The 21747-nt window shown below is 33.8% G+C and carries 13 protein-coding genes and 1 pseudogene; 9 read left to right on the top strand and 5 right to left on the bottom strand.

All coding sequences use genetic code 11. The features are described 5' to 3' along the window. Positions 1-91: 91 nt before the first annotated feature. From LPB248_RS15350 to LPB248_RS15335, 4 genes are all read right to left on the bottom strand, one after another. Positions 92-1684: a DUF5123 domain-containing protein gene (locus LPB248_RS15350; protein ID WP_177212206.1), complete on the bottom strand. Its 1593-nt coding sequence runs from the start codon at positions 1682-1684 to the stop codon at positions 92-94. Positions 1685-1721: 37 nt separating this feature from the next. Then, positions 1722-3524 (bottom strand): RagB/SusD family nutrient uptake outer membrane protein, encoded by a 1803-nt coding sequence (locus tag LPB248_RS15345; protein ID WP_177212205.1) that lies wholly within the window; start codon positions 3522-3524, stop codon positions 1722-1724. Positions 3525-3542: 18 nt separating this feature from the next. Then, positions 3543-6785, bottom strand: a complete 3243-nt coding sequence (locus LPB248_RS15340; protein ID WP_177212204.1) for a SusC/RagA family TonB-linked outer membrane protein — start codon at positions 6783-6785, stop codon at positions 3543-3545. A 627-nt stretch (positions 6786-7412) separates the two neighbouring features. Then, entirely contained in the window at positions 7413-8579 is a 1167-nt protein-coding gene (locus LPB248_RS15335) for an MFS transporter (protein ID WP_177212203.1), read from the bottom strand. A gap of 103 nt (positions 8580-8682) precedes the next feature. On the opposite strand from LPB248_RS15335, the pseudogene LPB248_RS17110 reads away from it, so the two are divergent. The 9 genes and pseudogenes from LPB248_RS17110 to LPB248_RS15295 all read left to right on the top strand — a co-directional run. After that, positions 8683-8883: pseudogene (locus LPB248_RS17110) on the top strand (AraC family ligand binding domain-containing protein); the annotation flags it as partial. Between the two features lie 111 nt (positions 8884-8994). Next, a complete protein-coding gene (locus LPB248_RS17105) occupies positions 8995-9516 on the top strand; it encodes a helix-turn-helix domain-containing protein (RefSeq protein WP_255462954.1) in 522 nt (173 codons plus the stop codon). Positions 9517-10040: 524 nt separating this feature from the next. Then, the gene (locus LPB248_RS15325; protein ID WP_177212202.1) at positions 10041-10571 is read left to right on the top strand and encodes a DUF3347 domain-containing protein; all 531 of its coding nucleotides are present in this window, start codon (positions 10041-10043) and stop codon (positions 10569-10571) included. A 2-nt stretch (positions 10572-10573) separates the two neighbouring features. Continuing rightward, the gene (locus LPB248_RS15320) at positions 10574-11134 is read left to right on the top strand and encodes a helix-turn-helix domain-containing protein (protein WP_177212201.1); all 561 of its coding nucleotides are present in this window, start codon (positions 10574-10576) and stop codon (positions 11132-11134) included. Between the two features lie 314 nt (positions 11135-11448). Further along, positions 11449-13995 (top strand): heavy metal translocating P-type ATPase, encoded by a 2547-nt coding sequence (locus tag LPB248_RS15315; RefSeq protein ID WP_177212200.1) that lies wholly within the window; start codon positions 11449-11451, stop codon positions 13993-13995. Positions 13996-14317: 322 nt separating this feature from the next. Then, positions 14318-16558 carry a multicopper oxidase family protein gene (locus LPB248_RS15310; protein WP_177212554.1) on the top strand — a complete coding sequence of 747 codons (2241 nt, stop codon included), beginning with the start codon at positions 14318-14320 and terminating at the stop codon, positions 16556-16558. A 238-nt stretch (positions 16559-16796) separates the two neighbouring features. Further along, positions 16797-17087, top strand: coding sequence for a hypothetical protein (locus LPB248_RS15305; protein ID WP_177212199.1), 291 nt, complete (start codon positions 16797-16799; stop codon positions 17085-17087). Positions 17088-17096: 9 nt separating this feature from the next. After that, a complete protein-coding gene (locus LPB248_RS15300; RefSeq protein WP_177212198.1) occupies positions 17097-17783 on the top strand; it encodes a hypothetical protein in 687 nt (228 codons plus the stop codon). 114 nt (positions 17784-17897) lie between these two features. Continuing rightward, positions 17898-18059 (top strand): hypothetical protein, encoded by a 162-nt coding sequence (locus tag LPB248_RS15295; RefSeq protein ID WP_177212197.1) that lies wholly within the window; start codon positions 17898-17900, stop codon positions 18057-18059. Between the two features lie 144 nt (positions 18060-18203). Here the strand turns inward: LPB248_RS15295 and LPB248_RS15290 are convergent, their stop codons facing one another. Further along, positions 18204-21599, bottom strand: a complete 3396-nt coding sequence (locus tag LPB248_RS15290) for a polysaccharide deacetylase family protein (RefSeq protein ID WP_177212196.1) — start codon at positions 21597-21599, stop codon at positions 18204-18206. Between the last annotated feature and the right edge of the window lie 148 nt (positions 21600-21747).

Below are 21747 nucleotides of genomic sequence, written 5' to 3'. Positions count from 1 at the left end.
ACTGAGACTGAAAACTGAGACTGAAAACTAAAAAAGCGGGATTACAAAGTAAATTGTATCCCGCTTTTCTCTATTTAATCAACCACGATTTTTATTTTAACCAACGAGGGTCACCAATATTGTTATCAATCAATGTTTGGTTTTGCACTTTAAAGTTACCAGCCGCAGCATCCACAAATTGCGGGTTTAATGTTGTGTACGAAGTAGACTTATCAACAGTGATAGCAGCTGCTCCAACTGTGTACAACAAACTCGCATTATAATAATTGTTATTAGAAAATGTTGGCGGTGTTGTAGGTGTACTTGTACCATTTTGGTTTGAATATATCGCAGCCGGTGCATCTGTTATAATAGTGTTTTTGACAGTAGATGCATTACTTGCAAAACGGCTGTACAATAGTCTTTTTGAAGCAGCAGTAGTACAAACCTTGTACAAAGTACAATTGTTAATTAAAACATTAGTTGTTAAACCTGTACCTGTCAAACCTGTAGAAGCATCTAAACGAATAAATTCACGTGAGTCCGAACAAGTGTCAAATGTGCTATTCTGAAGTACAATATTAGTTACAACACCAGATCTTACATCAATAAATTCAGCACCTGCATTAGTGTTTACATTTTTAACAATACAATTATCGATTGTAAATGAATTTATTTTAGCAGCTGCGCCAGTGGCTGTATTAGAAAGGAATGAACGAGTAAAATCATGTACTCTACAACCACTTACTAAAACATCACCAAAAGTTCCTGAAACACCAAATGTGATTACACTTCCATTTGTTATACCTGTTCCGTCTAGATCAAGATCAATTAAAGAAAGGTTTGAAGTTCCTACATTTACCGTAAAAGTATTGTGTAGTTTTGGTTTATCGCCAGGACGTAGACCACGTAGTGTAATTGATTTGTTTAAAGCAATGTCTCCTGTATAAACTTTATAATCTCCAGGCATAAACACTAAAACAGATCCAGCAGGAGCGTCAGTAATTTTCTGAAGCACATCATCTTCTGGCTTAACTAAAATTCCTGTTCCAATATCAATTCCCGTAGTAAAAGTTACTACCCCTCTTTTCTTCGTTCCGTTTAATAATGTTGCAGTATAAGCAGTTTCACCCGTAAGACCTGTTACCGTTGCAACTCCAGCTGTTTTTTCTGCTGCTGTAATTGTATGTGTAATACTTCCTGGCTCAACAGAAATTTGTGTTACTGCACTGTTAGGCGTCCATCTTAAAGTAACCTTAGTTGCTTCAATATCTGCATCTTGAACAGGGAAGAAAATTTGCTCTGTTAATGTTGTTGCTGTGGTAATATACCATTTAGAATCTTCTAATCCTTTACCACTAACTGCTTTTACTCTGATAGAATAAACAGTTTCTCCTTCTAATGCTACTTGCACAGGAAGTTGCGAAGCTGTAACATTTATTGTTTTATAAATAGTCTTGAACTCAGGATCATCGGCACTAAATTCTACTACAAAATGATCTGGAGCTTCATCTTTTTTGACTGACCAATTCAATTCAACAGTAGTTGAATTTCTAATTTTGGCAGTAAGTCCAATTGGAGAAAACTCTCTTGAATTTCCTATGTTGTCTAATAACGCTTCATTATAACTTTCGCAGCTTGAAATTGAAATTGCGAGAAGTAATATCGTTATTAACCCTTTAAATATATATTTTGTTTTCATCATAATAATTTATACTTTATTATTAATTTTTTGAAAGATTTTAATAACCGTAATCATTTTTTAACTGACCATTACTTCCGTCAATAAACACTTGCCATATTGGCCAGAATTGTCTGTTATCAGGATTTACTCCCACCTTATATAATGAAGCTATCTTAGCATCTGCAGATGTTCCTGTCCAAGTCCATGTCGTAGATGAATAGGCTGCACCCGGATTTACATTTTCTCCTCTATTTAGCCCATAAATATCTAAACTTACATTATCTGCTTGATATTTGTAGTATAGCGTTGCTGGCACATCAGCATACTCTCCTGTACGAGCTGATAAATTTGCCATTTTTTGCTTTGCCTTATCTAGATTTGTCTTAAGCAAATTCCAGCGAATAAGCGCTTGTTTACGTTCCATTTCTCCCGTAAATTCAAATTTATTTTCTTCAACAAGAGCATTAAACATTGCTTCTTTACTGGTTAAAGCATTTACATAATTTTCAACTTTCACAGCCTGATCAGCAGAAGAGAATGATCTTCTGCGAACTTCCTTTAAATATGACATCGCTGCACTTGGTCCTTCCAGCTCGTTTGCTGTTTCAGCAGCAATAAGCAATACTTCGGCATAACGCATATACATTTTATTTACTCCATCATCATTAGTAGAGGTCACATAACGTTTCATCCATTCGTAACGATATTTACCAAAATACCATGTGTCTAAAGTTCCTAACTCTTGTTTTGCGATACCATTAACTGCAGCACCATATTTATAAGGTACACAAGTAACATTTCTACGAGCATCGGCTTGATCGTAATCATAGAAAATAAATGGTAATGGTCCTGCTACTCCACCACGGTTAGCACCATTTGCTTGAAATTGATCTAAAGCTGCAGTGTGTTTTACTGCAAACGTAAATAACATTCTACCACGTCCATCAGAAAAAGGAAGTTCCCAAAGAGACTCTCCTCCAGCAGCAGTATTTTCTTCGTTGTATTTTCTCCATAATCCTTCAAAAGTAGATTCTAAATGAGCAGAACCACTTTGAATTACTTCACGAGATTCTTTTAAAGCCAATGCATACATATTAGCAACTGAAAGTTCTGGATCACTGCTTCTTCTTACTCCGTCAGGATATTGCTGGTAACCACTTGCCGCTAAAGCCAAACGAGCTCTGAATGCTTTTACAAAAGTCTTGTTTACATGTTCTACAGTGCTTGTATAAGCTGTTTCATTAGGCCATGCCACCAATGTTGATGCCTCTCCTAAATCTGCAATTAATTGCTTATAAATAATATCTCTGTTTGATTTAGCCAGATATAAAGTAGCACTTGTAATAGGTTCAAAACGAGCAGGAACATCACCCCACGATTTTAGTAAATCGGCATAGTAAATAGCTCTTAGGGTTAAAGCTTCTCCTAATAGTTGCCCCATTTCTGTTCCAGGCAATGGATTTCCATATTGGCGTATTCCTTGAATACAAACATTTGCGCGTTCAATACCAGAATACATCATGGCATAGGCATTATTAGTTGTATTCATCTCGGTATTACTTGGCTTCGCATCGTACACACATAAATCTGATTTATCTCCTGCTGTTTGCGAAGTGTTATACCATTCCACATCTGTATTTAATCCATAGTAAGGTAAAAATCTTCCTCTATAAGAGTTCGTCTCAGCAAATGGCACTTTTATTCCGTCAATAGCTCCTTTTGCAAGTCCCGCTGTAGAGAAAATCACAGAAGCATCTAATGTTGATTGTGCAGGCGCATCTAAATAGTCATCTTCAAATTGCTGGCAAGAACTAAATAGACCCGAAATAATCAATCCCGCTATTATTATTTTATGTTTCATTTTGTGTTGTCTTTTAAATTAGAAATTAAGATTCATTCCAAAAATCATTTGTCTGCTTCTTGGATATGGACTCGAATCAACTCCAGGAGTAAGTGGAGTTTTTCTTTTTGTTGAAACCTCTGGATCAGAACCAGAATAGTTAGTCCAAACAAAAACATTACTTGCTGTCAAATAAAATCTCAATTTAGAAATTGCAAGTTTAGAGGTAAACATCTCAGGCATTGTATATCCTAATGTTAGGGTATTCAATCTTAAGAATGATGCATCTTCAACTGCCCAATCTGTAAATATTGCGCTTCTCATATATGGAGACCACATAGTTGTATTAGCATTAAGATCTGCCAATGCTGTAGGATCTGTTACTAATTGACCTGTAGCAGGATCTAGATTTGTCCATCTTTTTCCATCAGCCATAGTAGAATTTAAGTTTTTATATTTTCCTGAAGCAGTAGCTGTTGAAAACTCAATTTTATCGGCATTATAAACATCATTACCAATACTCCAGTTAAAAGCTGCCATTAAATCAAATCCATAAGCATTCCCGTTGATTATAAAACCACCATAGCTTTTAGGATTAACATTTCCAATAACTGTTTTATCGTTAATATCTACTTTACCATCTCCATTAACATCTTTCAATTTCATGTCTCCTGGTTTAAGAGAACTTCCGTCTCCTACCAAAGAAGTTGAAGTGTTAACTACTCCGCTTTTTAGGACATATTTCCCTCCAACATAATCAAAGTCTGAAACTTCGTATCTTCCATCATTTCTATAACCATACATACTACCTAATGAACCACCAACTGCGATAAGGTAATCATCTCCAATTTGTGAAGAAGCCCAACCTGTTGCCTGTCCAAAATCATTCATAGTACCTAATGAATTAATACGATTTTTGTTTATTCCCATATTGAATGAAAAATTCAATCCGTATTTAGCTTTTTCAATTGCCACAACATTTAAAGTTGCTTCAAAACCTGTGTTTTGTGTTTCTCCCATGTTACGATATTGGAAATCATATCCAGATCCAGCAACTGGGAAATTAATTAATAAGTCGCTTGTAACATTTTTATAGACATCGAAATTACCACTTAAGCGATTTTTGAAGAATGCGAAATCTAAACCAAAATTCTGAGTTACTGTTGTCTCCCATTTCAAATCTGGATTAGGCATTGTTTTTGAAGGTGCCCAAACACTAGTAACGCCATTGATCCATGATGTTGCTGTAGATTGAAAAATTTGAATTTGCTGCCCCACAGGAATATTATTGTTTCCTGCTTCACCATAACTTGCTCTTAGTTTCAAAAGACTTAACCAGCTTTGATTTTTTAACCAGCTTTCTTCTGACATTTTCCATCCTGCTGCAAAAGCTGGGAAATACCCCCAACGATTCTCCGCTAAAAATTTACTAGATCCGTCGGCACGGAATGTAGCAGAAAGGATATAACGATTTTTGTAGTCGTAATTTGCACGCCCGAAGAATGATAATAATTTATCATCTGGGTTATAGTAATTGTCTACAGATTGTGGAGTTCCTTGTGTAGTCAATTTTTTTGCCTGATCAAAATCAAAGAACTTTGGATATCCATGAATAGTGCTAGTTACAGTATTTGAATTGTATTCAATACTTTCTTCTCCAACAAGAACATTCAAATGATGGTCATCTCCCATTAATTTTTTGAAATCGTAAGTCAGCGTATTAGCATTTCTGAAACGTCTGTCTTTAGTATCTGCCATAATCATTGCAGGCATATTCTGCATTGTAGCTAATGGTGCATTAGCCACATAATACGTAGTTAGTCCGTAAAAACGGTAGTCTTGGGTATTAAAATTATCTACACCTAAATCTACATTCAACTTTAAATTATCTACAATCTGCCATCCGAAACTTCCTAACATATTAAAGTTCTTACGCAATTGCTGACGATCATTATCTGAAACAGATTTAAAAGGATTAATCAATACATCAGATCCATCTCCTGCAGTATCATCTGAAGTCAAACCTGACACAGGAAGTGGCGCATAACCCACAATCGTACGCATACGAGAATCTGTTGAAGATTTTTCGTTTTGTTCATTTACACCACCACCATCAATCTCTGTATCTGAGTAACGCATCGTGAAACCAACATCGATCTTGTCGTTTAACTTACTTTTTAAAGCTAAGGCTAAGTTGTTTCTTTTGTAGTTTGAGCCAATCATAATTGCCTTTTCATCGTAATGAGCATAATTAAAATTGTAATTAAGCTTATCTGTTCCTCCTCTAATTCCTAAATCACGGCTTTGTACCTCACCTCTACGTCCAAAAATCTGTTTTTGCCAATCATCTCCCTTCAATCCCTTGTACATATCGTGATCTTGCCAATTTCCAAAATACTTAGTGTATGAATCTGGATCAGAAGCTACTTTTGTTCCACTTTGAGAAAGCAAAGCATATTCATATTGCCATTTAGTATAATCTTCAGGTGACAAAACATCAATATCTTTTGCCATCGTCTTCATACCGTAGAACATATTAAAGTTCACGGCCATTTTTCCGTCTTTCCCTTTTTTTGTTGTAATAAGAATTACCCCATTTGCACCACGTGATCCATAAATTGCAGTTGAAGCAGCATCTTTTAAAACGGTCATTGTATCAATGTCAGAAGAAGAAATATCATTCATATTATTGATAGGGAATCCATCTACAATGATTAAAGGCGAAGCATCTTGAGTAAGCGAACCACCTCCACGAACTCTAATTCTAATATCAGCATCTGGAGAACCTTCTGCTGCAGTTACCTGCACACCCGCTATACGACCTGTTAAAGCTTCAGCAACGTTAGCCACTGGTACTTTTTTCAAATCAGCTCCTGAAATAGTTGACACAGCACCTGTTAAATCAGATTTCTTAGCTGTTCCATATCCGATTACAACAACTTCATTTAAGTTATTCGAATCTTCTACTAGTGTTGCATTTACTTTAGTCTTTCCTTCTGCAGAAATATTAATGCTTTGAAACCCAATAAAAGAAAAACTCAATACGGCTTTTGGGTTGGTTAGTTTTATTTTATAATGCCCGTCAAAATCGGTAGAAGTTCCGTTCTTAGTTCCTTTTTCTAAGACGTTTACCCCAGGAAGAGAAAGTCCCGCGGCATCCTTCACGGTTCCCTCTATCGTTGTGCCCTGAGCGTGTACTTGACTACCGATCAATAAGCACAGTAAGAAAACAAGTTTAAAGCAAAAATTTGCTCCTTTGTTTAATAGTTCTTTAAAGTTCATGGTTGATTGTTTAAGTTATTAAAAGTTTTTTCTTTTTGGTTTAAGTGGTTTTTTGTGGTTACTTTCAATTCATTTTATAGTTAATATTTGTGGTTTTTATTTAATAGTAATTTATTCACCTCTCCCCCAAAGCTTTATTCCTGCTCTGTTTTCCATCATATAACTTAATCGATTTCGAAGATTAAAAATGAAGTTGTAATCGATTACACAAACATAGATATTTTTTTAAAACGAAAAATAAAATTTCATAAAAATTTCATAAAAAAAATTACATATTAAAAAATATATCGACTTTTTCTATGACATATCTAATTTATCTTAAGATAAAATATTAAATATATTTTTATTATTCGTGCATTTGATTCGATTTTTATAAAAAAAACAATCGATTACATCAATAACTATTACGAAATTATTAGGTGTTATTTTTACACTTAAAAAGTTAAAATCAAGCCAAAAAAAATAGCGTGATTTCATTTATATTTTAAAATTTACAATGATTTTACCTATAAATGAAGTCGACAAAATGAAGGAAAAAGTAATTTTGACTATAAGTTTGCGTCTTTATAAGCACAAAAAAAGCCCTTAAACAAAAGTTAAGGGCTAAGAAAATTGAATATTTTAAAATCAGATAGCTTGTACCTGAACTTGCTTTTGATGTAACCTCATCAATATGAATGTAATGATCATTCCGATAACCGACATTACAACTCCAATAAGATTAGGAGAAGAATAACTAAATCCTGCCGCTAAAGGTAAACCGCCTAGAAAAGCACCTAAAGCATTACCAATATTAAAACTTCCTTGAAGAGATGCCGAAGCAATCATCTCTGCTCCTTTTGCAGTTCTAATCATCAACATCTGAATTGGCGCAATTACAGAGAATGAAATGGCACCGGTTAAGAAAGTTAGAAATAAAGAAGCATATTGATTGAATGAGAAGAAATAAACCAAAATCAAATCAGTTGACATAACAAGCAGTAGAGCCAACGTTGTTGGCGCTGGCGAAAAACGATCTGCCAATTTACCACCGACGAAATTACCGACTACCATTCCTAATCCTGCTAAAATCAAGATAGAAGAAACATCTTCTGGCGAAAACTTAGAAACATTAATCAAAAGAGGTGCGATATAACTAATCCAAGCAAATAAACCTCCGAAACCAATTGCTGTAATTCCGATAATTAACCAAGCTTCTGTTTTCTTAAAAAACTGAAGCTGCGTTTTCATATTCACGCTTTCTCCTTTCTCGAGATTTGGCATCCACATATAAATAGCCAAAAATGTCAACAAACCTACAATAGCAATTAATACAAAAGTATAACGCCAAATAAAGTGGTGTCCAATATAAGTTCCAATTGGCACACCAATTAAATTAGCAATAGTCAAACCAGCAAACATTATAGAAATTGCCTGCGCTTCTTTTCCTTTGTCTGCCAAACGGCTTGCGACTACCGCTCCCACTCCAAAGAATGCTCCGTGCGGCAATCCAGATAAAAATCGAGAAGCAAATAGAACATTATAATCAGGAGCTATAATTGATAATGCATTAAAAACTGCCAGCATTAAAGCCAAAATCAAAAGCATTTTTTTTGGCGCATAATTTCTTCCTGCGATTACTAATAAAGGTGCTCCAATAACAACTCCAAGTGCATAAGACGAAATTAAATATCCAGCAACAGGAATTGAAACTTTCATATCTGAAGCAATATCTGGGAGTAATCCCATCATTACAAATTCTGTAATTCCAATAGTTAACCCTCCTAAAGAGAGTGCAATAAGACTTTTTTTCATTTTGATTTAATGTAGAAAGGAATAGATTTCTACGAGGCAAAATTAAGACCATTAAGCGAATTAAAAATTGTATATTTGTGATATAAAATTGTATAATTAAGTTATACCTAAATTAAATCAGTTTAAAACGCTTGTTCTGGATGAGTTTGAAGAAGAAAAATTTCATCTTCCTCCACATACGCATACCTATTACGAAATCATCTATATCAAGAAAGGAAGCGGCATTCATCACATAAATAATAATCTCCTTCATTATAAAGCAGGCGATCTATTTGTAATTTCTCCTGATGACGAACATTACTTCGACATTAAAAAAAGTACTCGTTTTATTTTTATCAAATTCACAGATAATTATTTTAATTCAAAACAAAACTTAACCTGTGACGAATTCTTGATTCATACACCTGAAAGTTTTATGCGCGATAAAATTTTAAAAGAAACGGTTTTAAAATTTGATGAGCCTTGCAAAACTATCCTAAAAAATACTGTCGAGAACATTACAAAATATGGAGAGTATATTGATGTTACCAATTCTCCAATTGTATTCTATCAGATTCTTTCGATTTTTGGACTTATTAAAGAAACCATTCGATGTATGAATCTACAGATGACATCGAAACATTTGGATAATGAACAAATTGCCAATTACATACATCAAAATATTTATCAGCCAAAACTGGTTCAGATAAAAGTAATTGCAGAACATTTTAATATTGCTCAAACGTATTTTAGTGCTTATTTTAAAAGAACTTTCAGCATTAGTTATCGCGAATACATTCATAATTTAAGAATGACTTTAATCGAAAAGAGATTTCACAATAATCAATTGCCCATTAAACAAATTGCCTACGAGTTTGGCTTCACAGATGAAAGTCATTTGACCAACTATTTTAAAAAACGCAGAAACATGAAACCAACCGATTTCAAAAAACTCTAGTTATCGAAATCTTAAAAAATAATTTCTGCGAATATTTTTAACTAAATTTGTATTCATAAAACAATTTCTTTGACCAAAAAAGTCCACATAATAATGCTTTTCCTAACGCTGAGTTTCTTCTTGAATCCCGGTGTTAGTTATGCATGCAACATGGAGCATCATACAGAAATTTCAAAAGAAACTGACAGTTGCTCTAAAAAGTGCTGTGAAAAGAAGACTTCTAAAAAAGAAAAACAAGATTGCGATGGCAAATGCCGTCATTCTAGTTGCAATACCTCTGTACTTCAATTTGTTATTTTAGATTCAAATAATTTTAATTTACAAAACGATGTATTCAATTTTTCTTTAAAAAACACAATTTCCTCTTATAACGAATCCGATATTTCTTCAGGATTCACTTCTATCTGGCTTAAGCCTAAAATATAATTATTGAATTGGTGACAGCCCATATTGGGTCTTATTGAAACGAATTTTTAATTAACTTTAAAGGAAATTTAAAATCCTTTAATCAAATAATATATACAATGAAAAAATCAATTATAGCTTTAGCAACTGCACTAACAGTATTTTTTAGTGCAAATAATATTCAGGCAAATACATTAAGAGCTGAATCAGAAACAACAGAAATCGCAGATGCAAGTCAGCTGCAATCTGTTTATGATGCTTATTTTTCGGTAAAAGATGCGCTTATCAAAAGTGACAGCAAATTAACTTCGGCAAAAGCTGCAACTTTATTGACTGCCATTACTGCCGTAAAAATGGACAAATTAAAAAGCAACGAACATACTGTTTGGATGAAAGTGGTAAAAAAATTAACTGCAGATGCCAAAAGCATTTCAACTACAACAGATCTTAAAAAACAGCGTGAGACTTTTAAATCATTATCTAAAAGCACTTACGATCTTATAAAAGTTTCTAGTCCAGAAGAGCCAATCTATAAACAATATTGCCCAATGGCAGACGCAGATTGGTTAAGCAAAGAAAAAGCAGTTAAAAACCCTTATTACGGTTCTTCGATGCTGACTTGCGGAAATGTGGTAGAAACGATCAAATAAATATGAAGCTTTACATCAAAAATATGGTGTGCAGCCGATGCAAAATGGTAGTGAAGTCTGAGTTCGAAAAACTCGGACTTCAACCTATTTCTGTAGAATTAGGAGAAGTTGAACTACAGGAAGAAATCAACGATTTGCAAAAAGAAATTTTATTAAAAAACCTGCAATCTCTGGGTTTTGATCTACTCGATGATAAAAAAACGAAAACAGTCGAAAGAATAAAAAACCTGATTGTAGATTTGGTTCATCATAAAAACAATGATTTAAAAATCAACCTATCAGAATATCTCGCAGAAAACTTAAATCAAGATTATAATTCGTTAAGCAACTTATTTTCTGAAATCGAAAACACAACAATCGAAAAGTATTTTATCAATCAGAAAATCGAAAAAGTAAAAGAATTATTGATTTATAATGAGCTTTCATTAAGCGAAATTGCCGATATTCTAAATTACAGTAATGTAGCGCATTTGAGCAATCAATTCAAAAAAATTACAGGCTACACTCCTACTTCATTTAAACAATTGAAAGATAATAAGCGTATTCAGATCGAGAATTTGTAGCTTTTTTTAACCGCAAAGACGCTAAGGTTTACGCGAAGTTCGCAAAGTTTTTTAGCCACAGATTAAAGGGATTAGAAGGATTTTTAAAAATCTGTGTTAATCTTTTTAATCTGTGGCTAACTTTTTATGCGCAAAGCTTTGAGAACTCTCTAATCTTTAAACAAACAAAACTTAGTGCTCTTTGCGTAAATTCTTTGCGCTCTCTGCGTTAAAAAACAGCATTTAGTAAATCTTACAAATCATTCCCAAAATTCTACAAATCAAACTCACAGATAGTTCAGAAATTTGCGTTGTAATACTTAAAAACCAATACAATGACTCATCAATATATAATTTCAGGGATGTCTTGCGACGGATGCCGCAAAAAAGTAGAAAAAACTTTAAATGAAGTTGAAGGGGTTCAGGCAGAAGTAATTCTAAATCCGCCGACTGCTACGATCACAATGGACAAACATGTGCCGACAGAAAAATTTCAAGAAGTTTTGTCTGCTGCAGGAAATTATACTATCGAAATGGATTCTCCTAAAAACCATGGAGAAACAGCCGTTAAATCTTGCTGTTCTGGTCATAAAAAAGAACATAACGGTCACAATCACGACCATCATAAAACAGAAACTAAAAAAGTACATGTGCATAGTGCAAATGGCGTTTATTATTGCCCAATGCATTGCGAAGGTGACAAAACGTACAACAAACCTGGAGATTGTCCGGTTTGCGGAATGGATTTAGTGCCTCAAGTTGCCATAACTGCGACACAATTTACGTGTCCCATGCATCCAGAAATTGTTTCGAACGAACCTGGCGACTGTCCGATTTGCGGAATGGATTTAGTTCCAATGCAAGCTTCTGAAAGTGAGGAAAACAAAACCTATTTAGATTTATTGAAGAAAATGAAAATTGCGATTTTGTTTACACTTCCTATTTTCATTATTTCAATGTCAGAAATGATTCCGAATAATCCGCTTTACAATATAATGTCTATCGAAAAATGGAATTGGGTTCAATTTCTATTTTCGCTTCCAGTATTGTTTTATGCAGGATGGATGTTTTTTGTTCGTGCATACAAATCCATTGTGACATGGAATTTAAATATGTTTACTTTAATTGGAATAGGAACTAGTGTTGCTTTCCTTTTCAGTATTGTCGGAATGTTTTTTCCTGATATTTTTCCATCCGAATTCAAATCGCATCACGGAACCATTCATTTGTATTTTGAAGCCGCAACCGTAATTATCACCTTAGTTTTATTAGGACAATTATTGGAAGCCAAAGCGCACGGACAAACTAATGGAGCCATAAAAGAACTATTAAAATTAGCGCCAACTGAGGCGACTTTAATTGAAAACGGAATTGATAAAGTAATTTCTATTCATAACATTAAAAAGGGCGATTTACTTCGTGTAAAACCAGGAGAAAAAATTCCCGTTGACGGAAAAATAACTACTGGCGAAAGCAGTATCGATGAATCGATGATAACCGGAGAACCTATTCCTGTTGATAAAAAAACAGGCGATGCTGTAATTTCTGGAACAATAAATGGAACAAAATCATTTGTTATGATTGCTGAAAAAGTTGGTTCAGAAACGATGCTTTCGCAGATTATCCAAATGGTAAATGACGCTAGCAGATCTCGCGCTCCGATTCAGAAATTAGCCGATCGTGTTTCTAAATATTTTGTTCCAACCGTTGTTATTATTTCGGTTTTAACTTTTTTTGCTTGGGCGAAATTCGGTCCTGAACCTGCTTATGTCTACGGATTAATTAATGCTATTGCTGTTTTAATTATTGCCTGTCCTTGTGCGCTTGGGTTGGCAACTCCCATGTCGGTTATGGTTGGGGTTGGTAAAGGAGCACAAAACGGAATCTTAATCAAAAATGCCGAAGCTCTAGAAAACATGAATAAAATTGATGTTTTAATCACCGACAAAACAGGAACCATCACAGAAGGAAAACCATCTGTAGAAAAAGTCTATTCGATTACTAATGAGGAAGATTTTCTGCTTCAAAATATTGCTTCGCTAAATCAACATAGTGAACATCCACTAGCACAAGCTGTGGTTAATTTTGCGAAAGCAAAAAATAGTGCTTTAAAAGAAGTTCAAGGTTTTGAAACTATTGCTGGAAAAGGAGTTTTAGGAACGATCGAAAACAAAAAAGTAGCTTTAGGAAATAAAAAATTAATGAAAGAAATCGGCGTTTCTGTTTCTAGTGATTTAGAACAAAAAGTAACTGCTGAACAAAATTTAGGAAAAACTATTTCGTACATCGCAATTGAAAATGTTGTTTTAGGTTATGTTGCCATTACTGATGCCATTAAAGAAAACAGTGCAAAAGCGATCAAAGAATTAATCGATCAAGGCGTTGAGGTTATCATGATGACGGGAGATAATCATAACACCGCAAAAGCAGTTGCCGAACATTTGCATTTGAGTTCATTTAAAGCAGATTGTCTTCCACACGATAAATTAAAAGAAATTGAACGTCTTCAAGCTCAAGGAAAAATTGTTGCCATGGCGGGAGACGGAATCAACGATGCGCCTGCTTTAGCACAATCTAACATCGGAATTGCTATGGGAACAGGAACTGATGTTGCAATCGAAAGCGCTAAAATTACTTTGGTTAAAGGCGATTTAAACGGAATTGTAAAAGCTAAAAACCTCAGCCACGCTGTAATGTCAAATATTAAACAGAATTTATTCTTTGCCTTCATTTATAATACTTTGGGCGTTCCAATTGCAGCAGGAATTTTATATCCGTTTTTAGGAATCTTGCTTTCGCCGATGTTGGCTGCAGTAGCAATGAGTTTAAGTTCTGTATCCGTAATCGTAAATGCTTTACGATTGAGAAATCTAAAATTATAAGTTGGAGTTTAATCATTTTAAACATATAGAAACATCCCCGATAACTATACGGAATGTGGTTAAAGGCGTTTCACTAATTTAAATGGCGCTGTGTGAAAAAAAACAGAAAAAAAATACGCTTCGGAGAAGCGAAATATTTATAGAAATAATATTAGTATCGACAGTAAAGCTCCAAGGGAGCGACACCTTTTTTTTATTGAGCTTATATTTCGCTCCGCCGGAGCTCTTTTACATCAACGTAATTGAATTTCTATAAATATTTAGCTCCGCTGGAGCTTAACAAAATTAAATTGTACTCAATTGATTTAAAATTATAATCATGATGAAAATCAAATATATCCTTATCCTTTTTTTAATTGCTTTTCAGCTAAAGGCACAAAAAGTAGTGCGTTATGATTTGCATGTTCGCGATACGATTGTCAATTTTTCGGGTAAAGAAAAACGTGCAATTGTGGTAAACGGACAAATTCCGATGCCGACTTTGACTTTTACTGAAGGTGATATTGCAGAAATCTACGTGCATAATGAACTCAAAAAAGAAAGCACTTCGATGCACTGGCACGGATTATTTCTGCCCAATAAAGAAGATGGTGTTCCGTATCTGACTCAAATGCCAATTGAGCCTGGAACAACTCATAAATATACTTTTCCGATTATTCAGAATGGAACTTATTGGTATCACAGTCATTCGGGTCTACAGGAACAAATTGGTTTATACGGACTTTTTATCATCAACAAGAAAAAAGACGATCCAAGTATTAGAAAAGGTATTGACGATTTGCCAACTATTCCAGTTATTTTAAGTGAATGGTCCGATCTAAAACCAGAGAATATTCAGCGAATGCTGCACAATGCCAATGATTGGTTTGCAATTAAAAAAGGAACAACACAAAGTTATGCCGAGGCTATCAAACAAGGACATTTTTCGACCAAAGTAACCAACGAATGGAAACGAATGAACGCAATGGATGTCAGCGATGTTTATTATGAAAAATTTCTGCTTAATGGTAAAAATGAACAACAATTTTCAGATCTCAAACCTGGCTCAAAAGTTAGATTGCGAATTGCCAACGGAGGTGCTTCCAGTTATTTCTGGCTGACTTACGGCGGAGGCAAAATCACCGTTGTTGCAAGTGACGGAAATGATGTCGAACCAGTAGAAGTGGATCGTTTGATTATTGCCGTTTCTGAAACTTATGATGTTGTCGTTACTGTTCCAGAAGACCATAAATCTTTTGCTTTTTTAGCTACAGCTGAAGACAGAACGGGATCTGCGTCTTTGTTTTTAGGAAGTGGAGAAAAACAGCCTGTTCATCATCTTTCGAAATTAAAATATTTTGAAGGCATGAAAATGATGAACGATATGATGAAAATAAACGGCGAAATGAACGATATGGGTATGAATATGTCTTTGAACAAAATGGACATGAACGCCGTAATGTATCCAGAAATTTCAGGCGAAGATGAAAATTCAAAACCTAAAATGGATCATTCTAATCATAATATGGAAGGTATGAAAATGGAAAGTGACAGTACTGAAACTTCAGAAATTGTGACTTTAAATTACGGAATGCTGAAATCTCCATTTAAAACCAATCTTCCAAAAGATGCTCCTGTTAAAGAATTGCGTTTTACGCTTTCTGGAAATATGAATCGTTATGTCTGGAGTTTGGATAATAAAGTAGTTTCCGAAACGGATAAAATTTTAATTAAAAAAGGAGAAAACGTTCGTATCGTTTTATACAATGGTTCGATGATGCGCCACCCAATGCATTTACATGGACATGATTTTAGAATTTTAAATGAACACGGAGATTATTCTCCACTTAAAAATGTAATTGACATTATGCCAATGGAAACCGATACGATCGAGTTTCAGGCAAATGCTGATGGCGACTGGTTTTTTCATTGTCATATATTATATCACATGATGGCTGGAATGGGACGTATTTTTAGTTATGAAAATTCAGCACCAAATCCATTAATTCACCATCCTGAAATGGCCTTTAAAATGCTAAAAATGGATGATAGAATGTTTCATTTTAGAGCAGAAAATGATTTTGCTACTAACGGAAATGATGGTGAAGCAATGTTTAGCAATACCAGATGGAGTATTGGAACCGAATGGAGATTGGGTTATAATGACAAACATGGTTACGAAACAGAAACTCACATTGGAAGATATATTGGTAAAAATCAGTGGTTAATGCCTTTTATTGGTTTTGACTGGCGATACCGAAAAATGGGAATAGACGAACAGGAACAGAATCTTTTTGGACAGAAAAACACTAAAGACAATCGTTCAGTTTTCAGTTTAGGTGCTGAATATACTTTACCAATGCTCATAAAAGCGCAAGTCGAAGTCTTTACCGATGGAAATGTTCGTTTACAGTTTGAGCGAAAAGATATTCCGTTATCTCAAAGGCTTCGAATGAATTTAATGTGGAATACCGATAAAGAATATATGGCTGGGCTAAAATACATTGTAACCCGAAACATAGGAATTACAACACATTATGACAGCGATATGGGAATTGGATTTGGAATGAACTTGAATTATTAATTTTTCCTTTTACCATATAAGTGAATTAAGTTCATTTAGAAAAGCATCTTTACAGTGAAATAAATTTTATCTTAGTTTTCTAAAATCAATTATCTTGATATCAAGTATGAGAAAACTATATTTTACATTATTTCTTTTTTGTGCAATCACTTTAACTAGTTGCGATCCTTCACAGGGTATTCTTTTTACAAATAAAGGAGAAAGCAATGTCAAAGTAAAATTGATAATAAACTCACAAGTGAAGAACGATCAATTGGATGAAATGAAAAAAGGAGATTCAATTGTTTTTAATTTAATCCCGCATAATCCCGAAGAAGAAGATGGTTATATTTATTTTGGAAGAGGAAGATGGAACGATGAAAATATTAGTGAAATTAGCAAATCCATTAAAAGCATTGAAATTGAAAATGATAATTATAAGATGGTATACAAATCTCAACCTGCAATACGGAATTTACTGAAAGAAAACTATAAGGGCATAATCATGAAATCGTTAAACATTAAAATTGATGACGATTTTTTCAAATAAAAATTAACAATGAAGAAAATATTTGTCTTCTTAATGATGTTTACCAGAATAAATGCATCAGCGCAATTTGCAGTTATAAAAGACAATGACGGATACGTGAACATTAGAACCGAAGCGTCAAAAGGCAACAATATTTCAGACAAATTGAATAACGGTTTTGTAGTGTATTGTTTCGAACCGAAAAACAATTGGATCAACATTGATTATTCCAAAAATGACAAAGATAAGAGTGGTTATCTATACAAAGACAGAGTTCAATATTTGTCCGAATTCACAAAAATCCCTTTAATCAAAGAAACTCAAACTAAAGTTATTTTTGAGAAAGATGGTCTTAGCATTAGTATTGAAAGCAAAAAATTCGAATCAAACACTGCAAAACTCAGCTATTTTAAAGACAGCAAATCGATCGTAAAAAAGATTAATGGAAAGCATTTTTGGGGAACTGACGGAGGAATTCCTAAAACAACTTTTAAATCCATAACGATAGACATGGGATCTCAAACAATTGAACTTCCTAAAAATGCTTTTGAGGATTTATATGAGCCAAGTCTTTTTAATACAAAAATAAATTATGACAAAAACTCGGATATTTTATATATTTCTTCAAGCAATAGTGATGGCGCCGGAAGTTATGAATTGATTTGGATCATAGAAAAAGGACAATATAAAGAACGTAAAGTTGCTTATGGTTTTTAATTTCTAGATCTCTTTTATCAAAACATTAACAATAAAACTATTCTCACAAATACTAAATCAGTTTATATTTGGATTACCAATTATAATCTCTAACACAAAAAATATTTAATTAAAATGACAAAAGTTATCACAGTAATGACAGCTGCTTTATTTTCAATTGGAGTAATGGCTCAAGAAACAAAACCAGCGACAAAAGAAAAAGCAAAAAAAGAATCTTGCTGCAAAAAGACCTCAACTGAGAAAAAAGATAAAAAATCTTGTTGCGTTAAAAAATAAACTGAAATTTATTTCAAGAAAAAGACCTCAACTATCTGAGGTCTTTTTTTGTGCTTATTTGCCACAGATTAAAGGATTAGAAAAGATTTTTTAAAATCTTCATAGAGAAATCTTTTACATCCTTTTAATCTGTGGCTAAAAAAACTATTTAACTGTCGCAACATTTCCGGTTCTTGTAAGTACTCCCCAACTTTGGCTTTCTCCTTTTATAGCTTTTCTTAGTGCTTTAAATAAAATCACATACATCAATTGTCTATAGATAAATCGTTGCGGAATTAACCATATCAATTTAGTAAGTTTTTCTTTTTCGAAAATAAAGGCGACAAAGCTAACCATCATGTCAACTACCATAAATGCTATGTAGTAAATCAATATTTTATGGAGACTATCCGGATCGTTGTGATTCCAGATTAAACTTAAGATCAAAACTAGATCTGCCAAAGGCGCAAAAATTGGCAATACAATCTGAAAAAGCAGAATATTAGGCAAAGCGACCATTCCCAATCCTTTATATCTCGGATTAAAACAAGCATCTCTATTTTTCCAGAATGCCTGCATAATTCCGTAACTCCAACGAAAACGCTGTTTCATAAATTCTTTCAGACTTTCTGGAGCTTCTGTTACAGCAACGGCTTCTATACAATTTATGATGCGATAATCGTTTCTTAAAATACGAATGGTTAAATCGCAGTCTTCTGCCAGTGTATCGGTTGTAAAACCTCCCGCTTTTTCAATTGCTTCTTTTTTGAATGCACCAATTGCACCAGGAACTACAGTGATTCCGTTTATTAAATCAAAAGCTCTTCGGTCAAAATTCTGCGCCGTTGTATATTCAATACTTTGCCATCTGGTAAGCATGGTGTTTTCATTGCCAACTTTTACATTCCCAGCAATAGCACCAATTTCCTGATCATCTTTTAACTGAATTGTAAAACCTTTCATTAATTGTGAAATCGCATCGGTTTTTAGTTGTGTATCGGCATCAATACAAACGACATACTCATTTTCTGTTAATGAAATTCCGCAATTCAATGCCGAAGCTTTTCCTCCATTGGGCTTTGTATTTATTTTCACTTTTGGGTTATTAGCAAAAGCTTCATTAATCATGGCGAAAGTTTTGTCTTTAGATCCATCATCTACAAAAATAATATCAAAATCAGGATAGTCCTGTCCCAATAAATTTTCGATAGTTTTAACTGCATTTATTTCTTCATTATAAGCAGGAACAATAATACTCACTTTTGGAAGACCTCCATTAAAGGTTTTAAAAACGGGCGGATGTTTATGATCTTTCCATTTTTTTATAAAAGCCATAATAGCCATCAGTGCAATACGCAAAAAACCTAGAAAAATAGCTACCCAAAATGTTGCACTAATAAAATGGCCAAACCAATATCCGAAATCAAAAATTAAATTATCAATGGTTATAAAAGGCCCTTTTGCTTCTGGCATAATTTCATCTTTAGTTTTTCCAAGCAAATGAGCAACCGTTGTAAATTGAATTTTTCTGTCTTTAAAGTATTTTATAATTCTAGGAAGCGCTTTAACCGTAGCTTCTCTGTTTCCACCCGCGTCGTGAAGCAGAATAATTCCTTTGTCGGGATTTGCCTCATACTGCTTTATGGTTCTTGTATAAATAGAATCAGCACTTACTCCTTTTTCCCAATCATTCGGATCTATACTTTCTCCAACTGTATAATAATTTTGCGTTTTACTTAATGCAATTGGTTTTAGTTCGGCTTCTGTAGTTGGTTCGGCATCTGCATTATAGGGCGCTCTAAAAAGCACAGTACTTTTCCCTGTAACAGCTTCAATTAACAACCGTGTAGTTTCCATTTCTTTTGCTGCCCTTTCTGCACTGACCAAAGCAATATTAGGATGTGTAAAAGTATGATTCCCTATTTCATGGCCTTCTTCATAAATCCTTTGCAGTAAAGGAATATTATTTTCTCCCTGAATACCGATAACAAAGAAAACAGCTGGTACTTTTTCTTTCTTTAAAATATCTAAAATCTGCGGTGTATAAGTAGGATCTGGCCCATCATCAAAAGTTAAAATGACTTGTTTGTTTACATTTCCAAATTTGCTTATAACGTATTTGGTGGGCAATTCTAGATATTTTTGTTCTGTTATAATAGCTTCATCCTTATCAATTTCTAGCTTTATTTTTCCTGGCGCAGGATCGGCAATAACATTTAATATTTCGCCGTCACCAATATAAGCAGGGCTTTCAATTCGAGTATTTACTCGTTTCATTACTTTAAAATCGAAAGGCTTTTTCTTAATGCTTTCATTAGTTAAGCTTCGGTGATAGTAAGTCCACAAACGCTGATCTTCACTGCCAAGTCGCCACAAAGCCGTTCCTGCCAAACCATATTCATCGCTAAATCTTATAGTATTAAAATTAGTTGCGGCATCTTCAAAATCGACTTCATGTTTTTTACCGTTTATATCTGTATACTTAAAAGAGTTATTATAAGTATTGTTATCAAACTTTATCGTGGCATTATATTGTTTTGCAATGGCTATTGCCTGATCATAAGTTATGGTTTCACCTTCTTTCTTTTCCTGCCAATCGTAACCATAACCAGCAAAACACAGAATTATTTTTTCTGACGAGACTTCTTTTGCCGTTTTGTCGACTATCCTTTCAATCCACTTCTGTCCACTTATTTCTCCTGAGACACTACTAGCATAATGTTCATCATATGCCATTAGAAATATATAATCGTTGTAATTGGCCAATGCTTTCACATTAAAATCATCGTCTCCAGCCATAACATCTTGCGAAACGAGGTATCCTAATGGATCCAGTTTCTCGTATAATACTTTCTGAAAAGCAATTATAGGTTCATCGCTATTTTCTTTAAACTCCTCAAAATCAATATTTATACCTTGTAAATCGTATTTTTTTAATGCTTTTACAATATCATTAATAAGCCTTTCTCTTTTATTATTATCATGAAGAATGCGATGAATAAGATCTCCATCAAAATCACCTTCTCCTAAAGATTCATTTATATTATTGATTAAAGGAAGTATCTTTACTTTTCCTTTTTTCATTGCTTTTAAGGCGGCCGTATCAATCTCAGTTCGCAATAGATCGGTTTTCGGATCAATAAAAAACCATTCTGGAACTACCATATTAAGTTTATCAATATTTTTTTGAAGTGAAAACAAACTTTGCGGATCCCAGTCAACATAAAAAGCAGCTCGAACTTCTGATGCTGTTTTTACATCAGCAGGCTGGTTTTTTAGTTTTTCGATTTTAGTTTTTGCTCTCAAGAAATAATCAAAACCTTTAAATTTTTTAAGCTCTTTTGGACTTAAATCTTTAGGTGTTATTGGATTTTCTAAGCTATGTCCAACTTGACTGTTATTTGCTAAAATCGGTAATACTGGTTTCAATCCTCTTTTTAAAGTGATAAAAAAAATAGGAACCATTAAAATCAGAATAAACAATAGGAGTCTACTTGACCATTGAAAAGTTTTCCAGCGTTTTTGAGTAGTGGTCTGAAAAATTTGTTTTTTACCATCCATAAATCTTACTTGTTTGGGAACGAAAGCTCTTTGACATCTCAATTTCAGAATAAAATTTCAAATCTCTGAGGCTTTCAAATTCAATTTAAACGTAAAACTATTACTATTAAATGAAGATAAAATTAACGCACGTTTTTTTTATGAAAAC

This window comes from Flavobacterium sp. LPB0248 (genome assembly GCF_013388355.1).
GTDB lineage: Bacteria > Bacteroidota > Bacteroidia > Flavobacteriales > Flavobacteriaceae > Flavobacterium.
The sequence above is the reverse complement of the archived record's forward strand: the minus strand, read 5'-3'. Positions and strand labels throughout refer to the sequence as shown.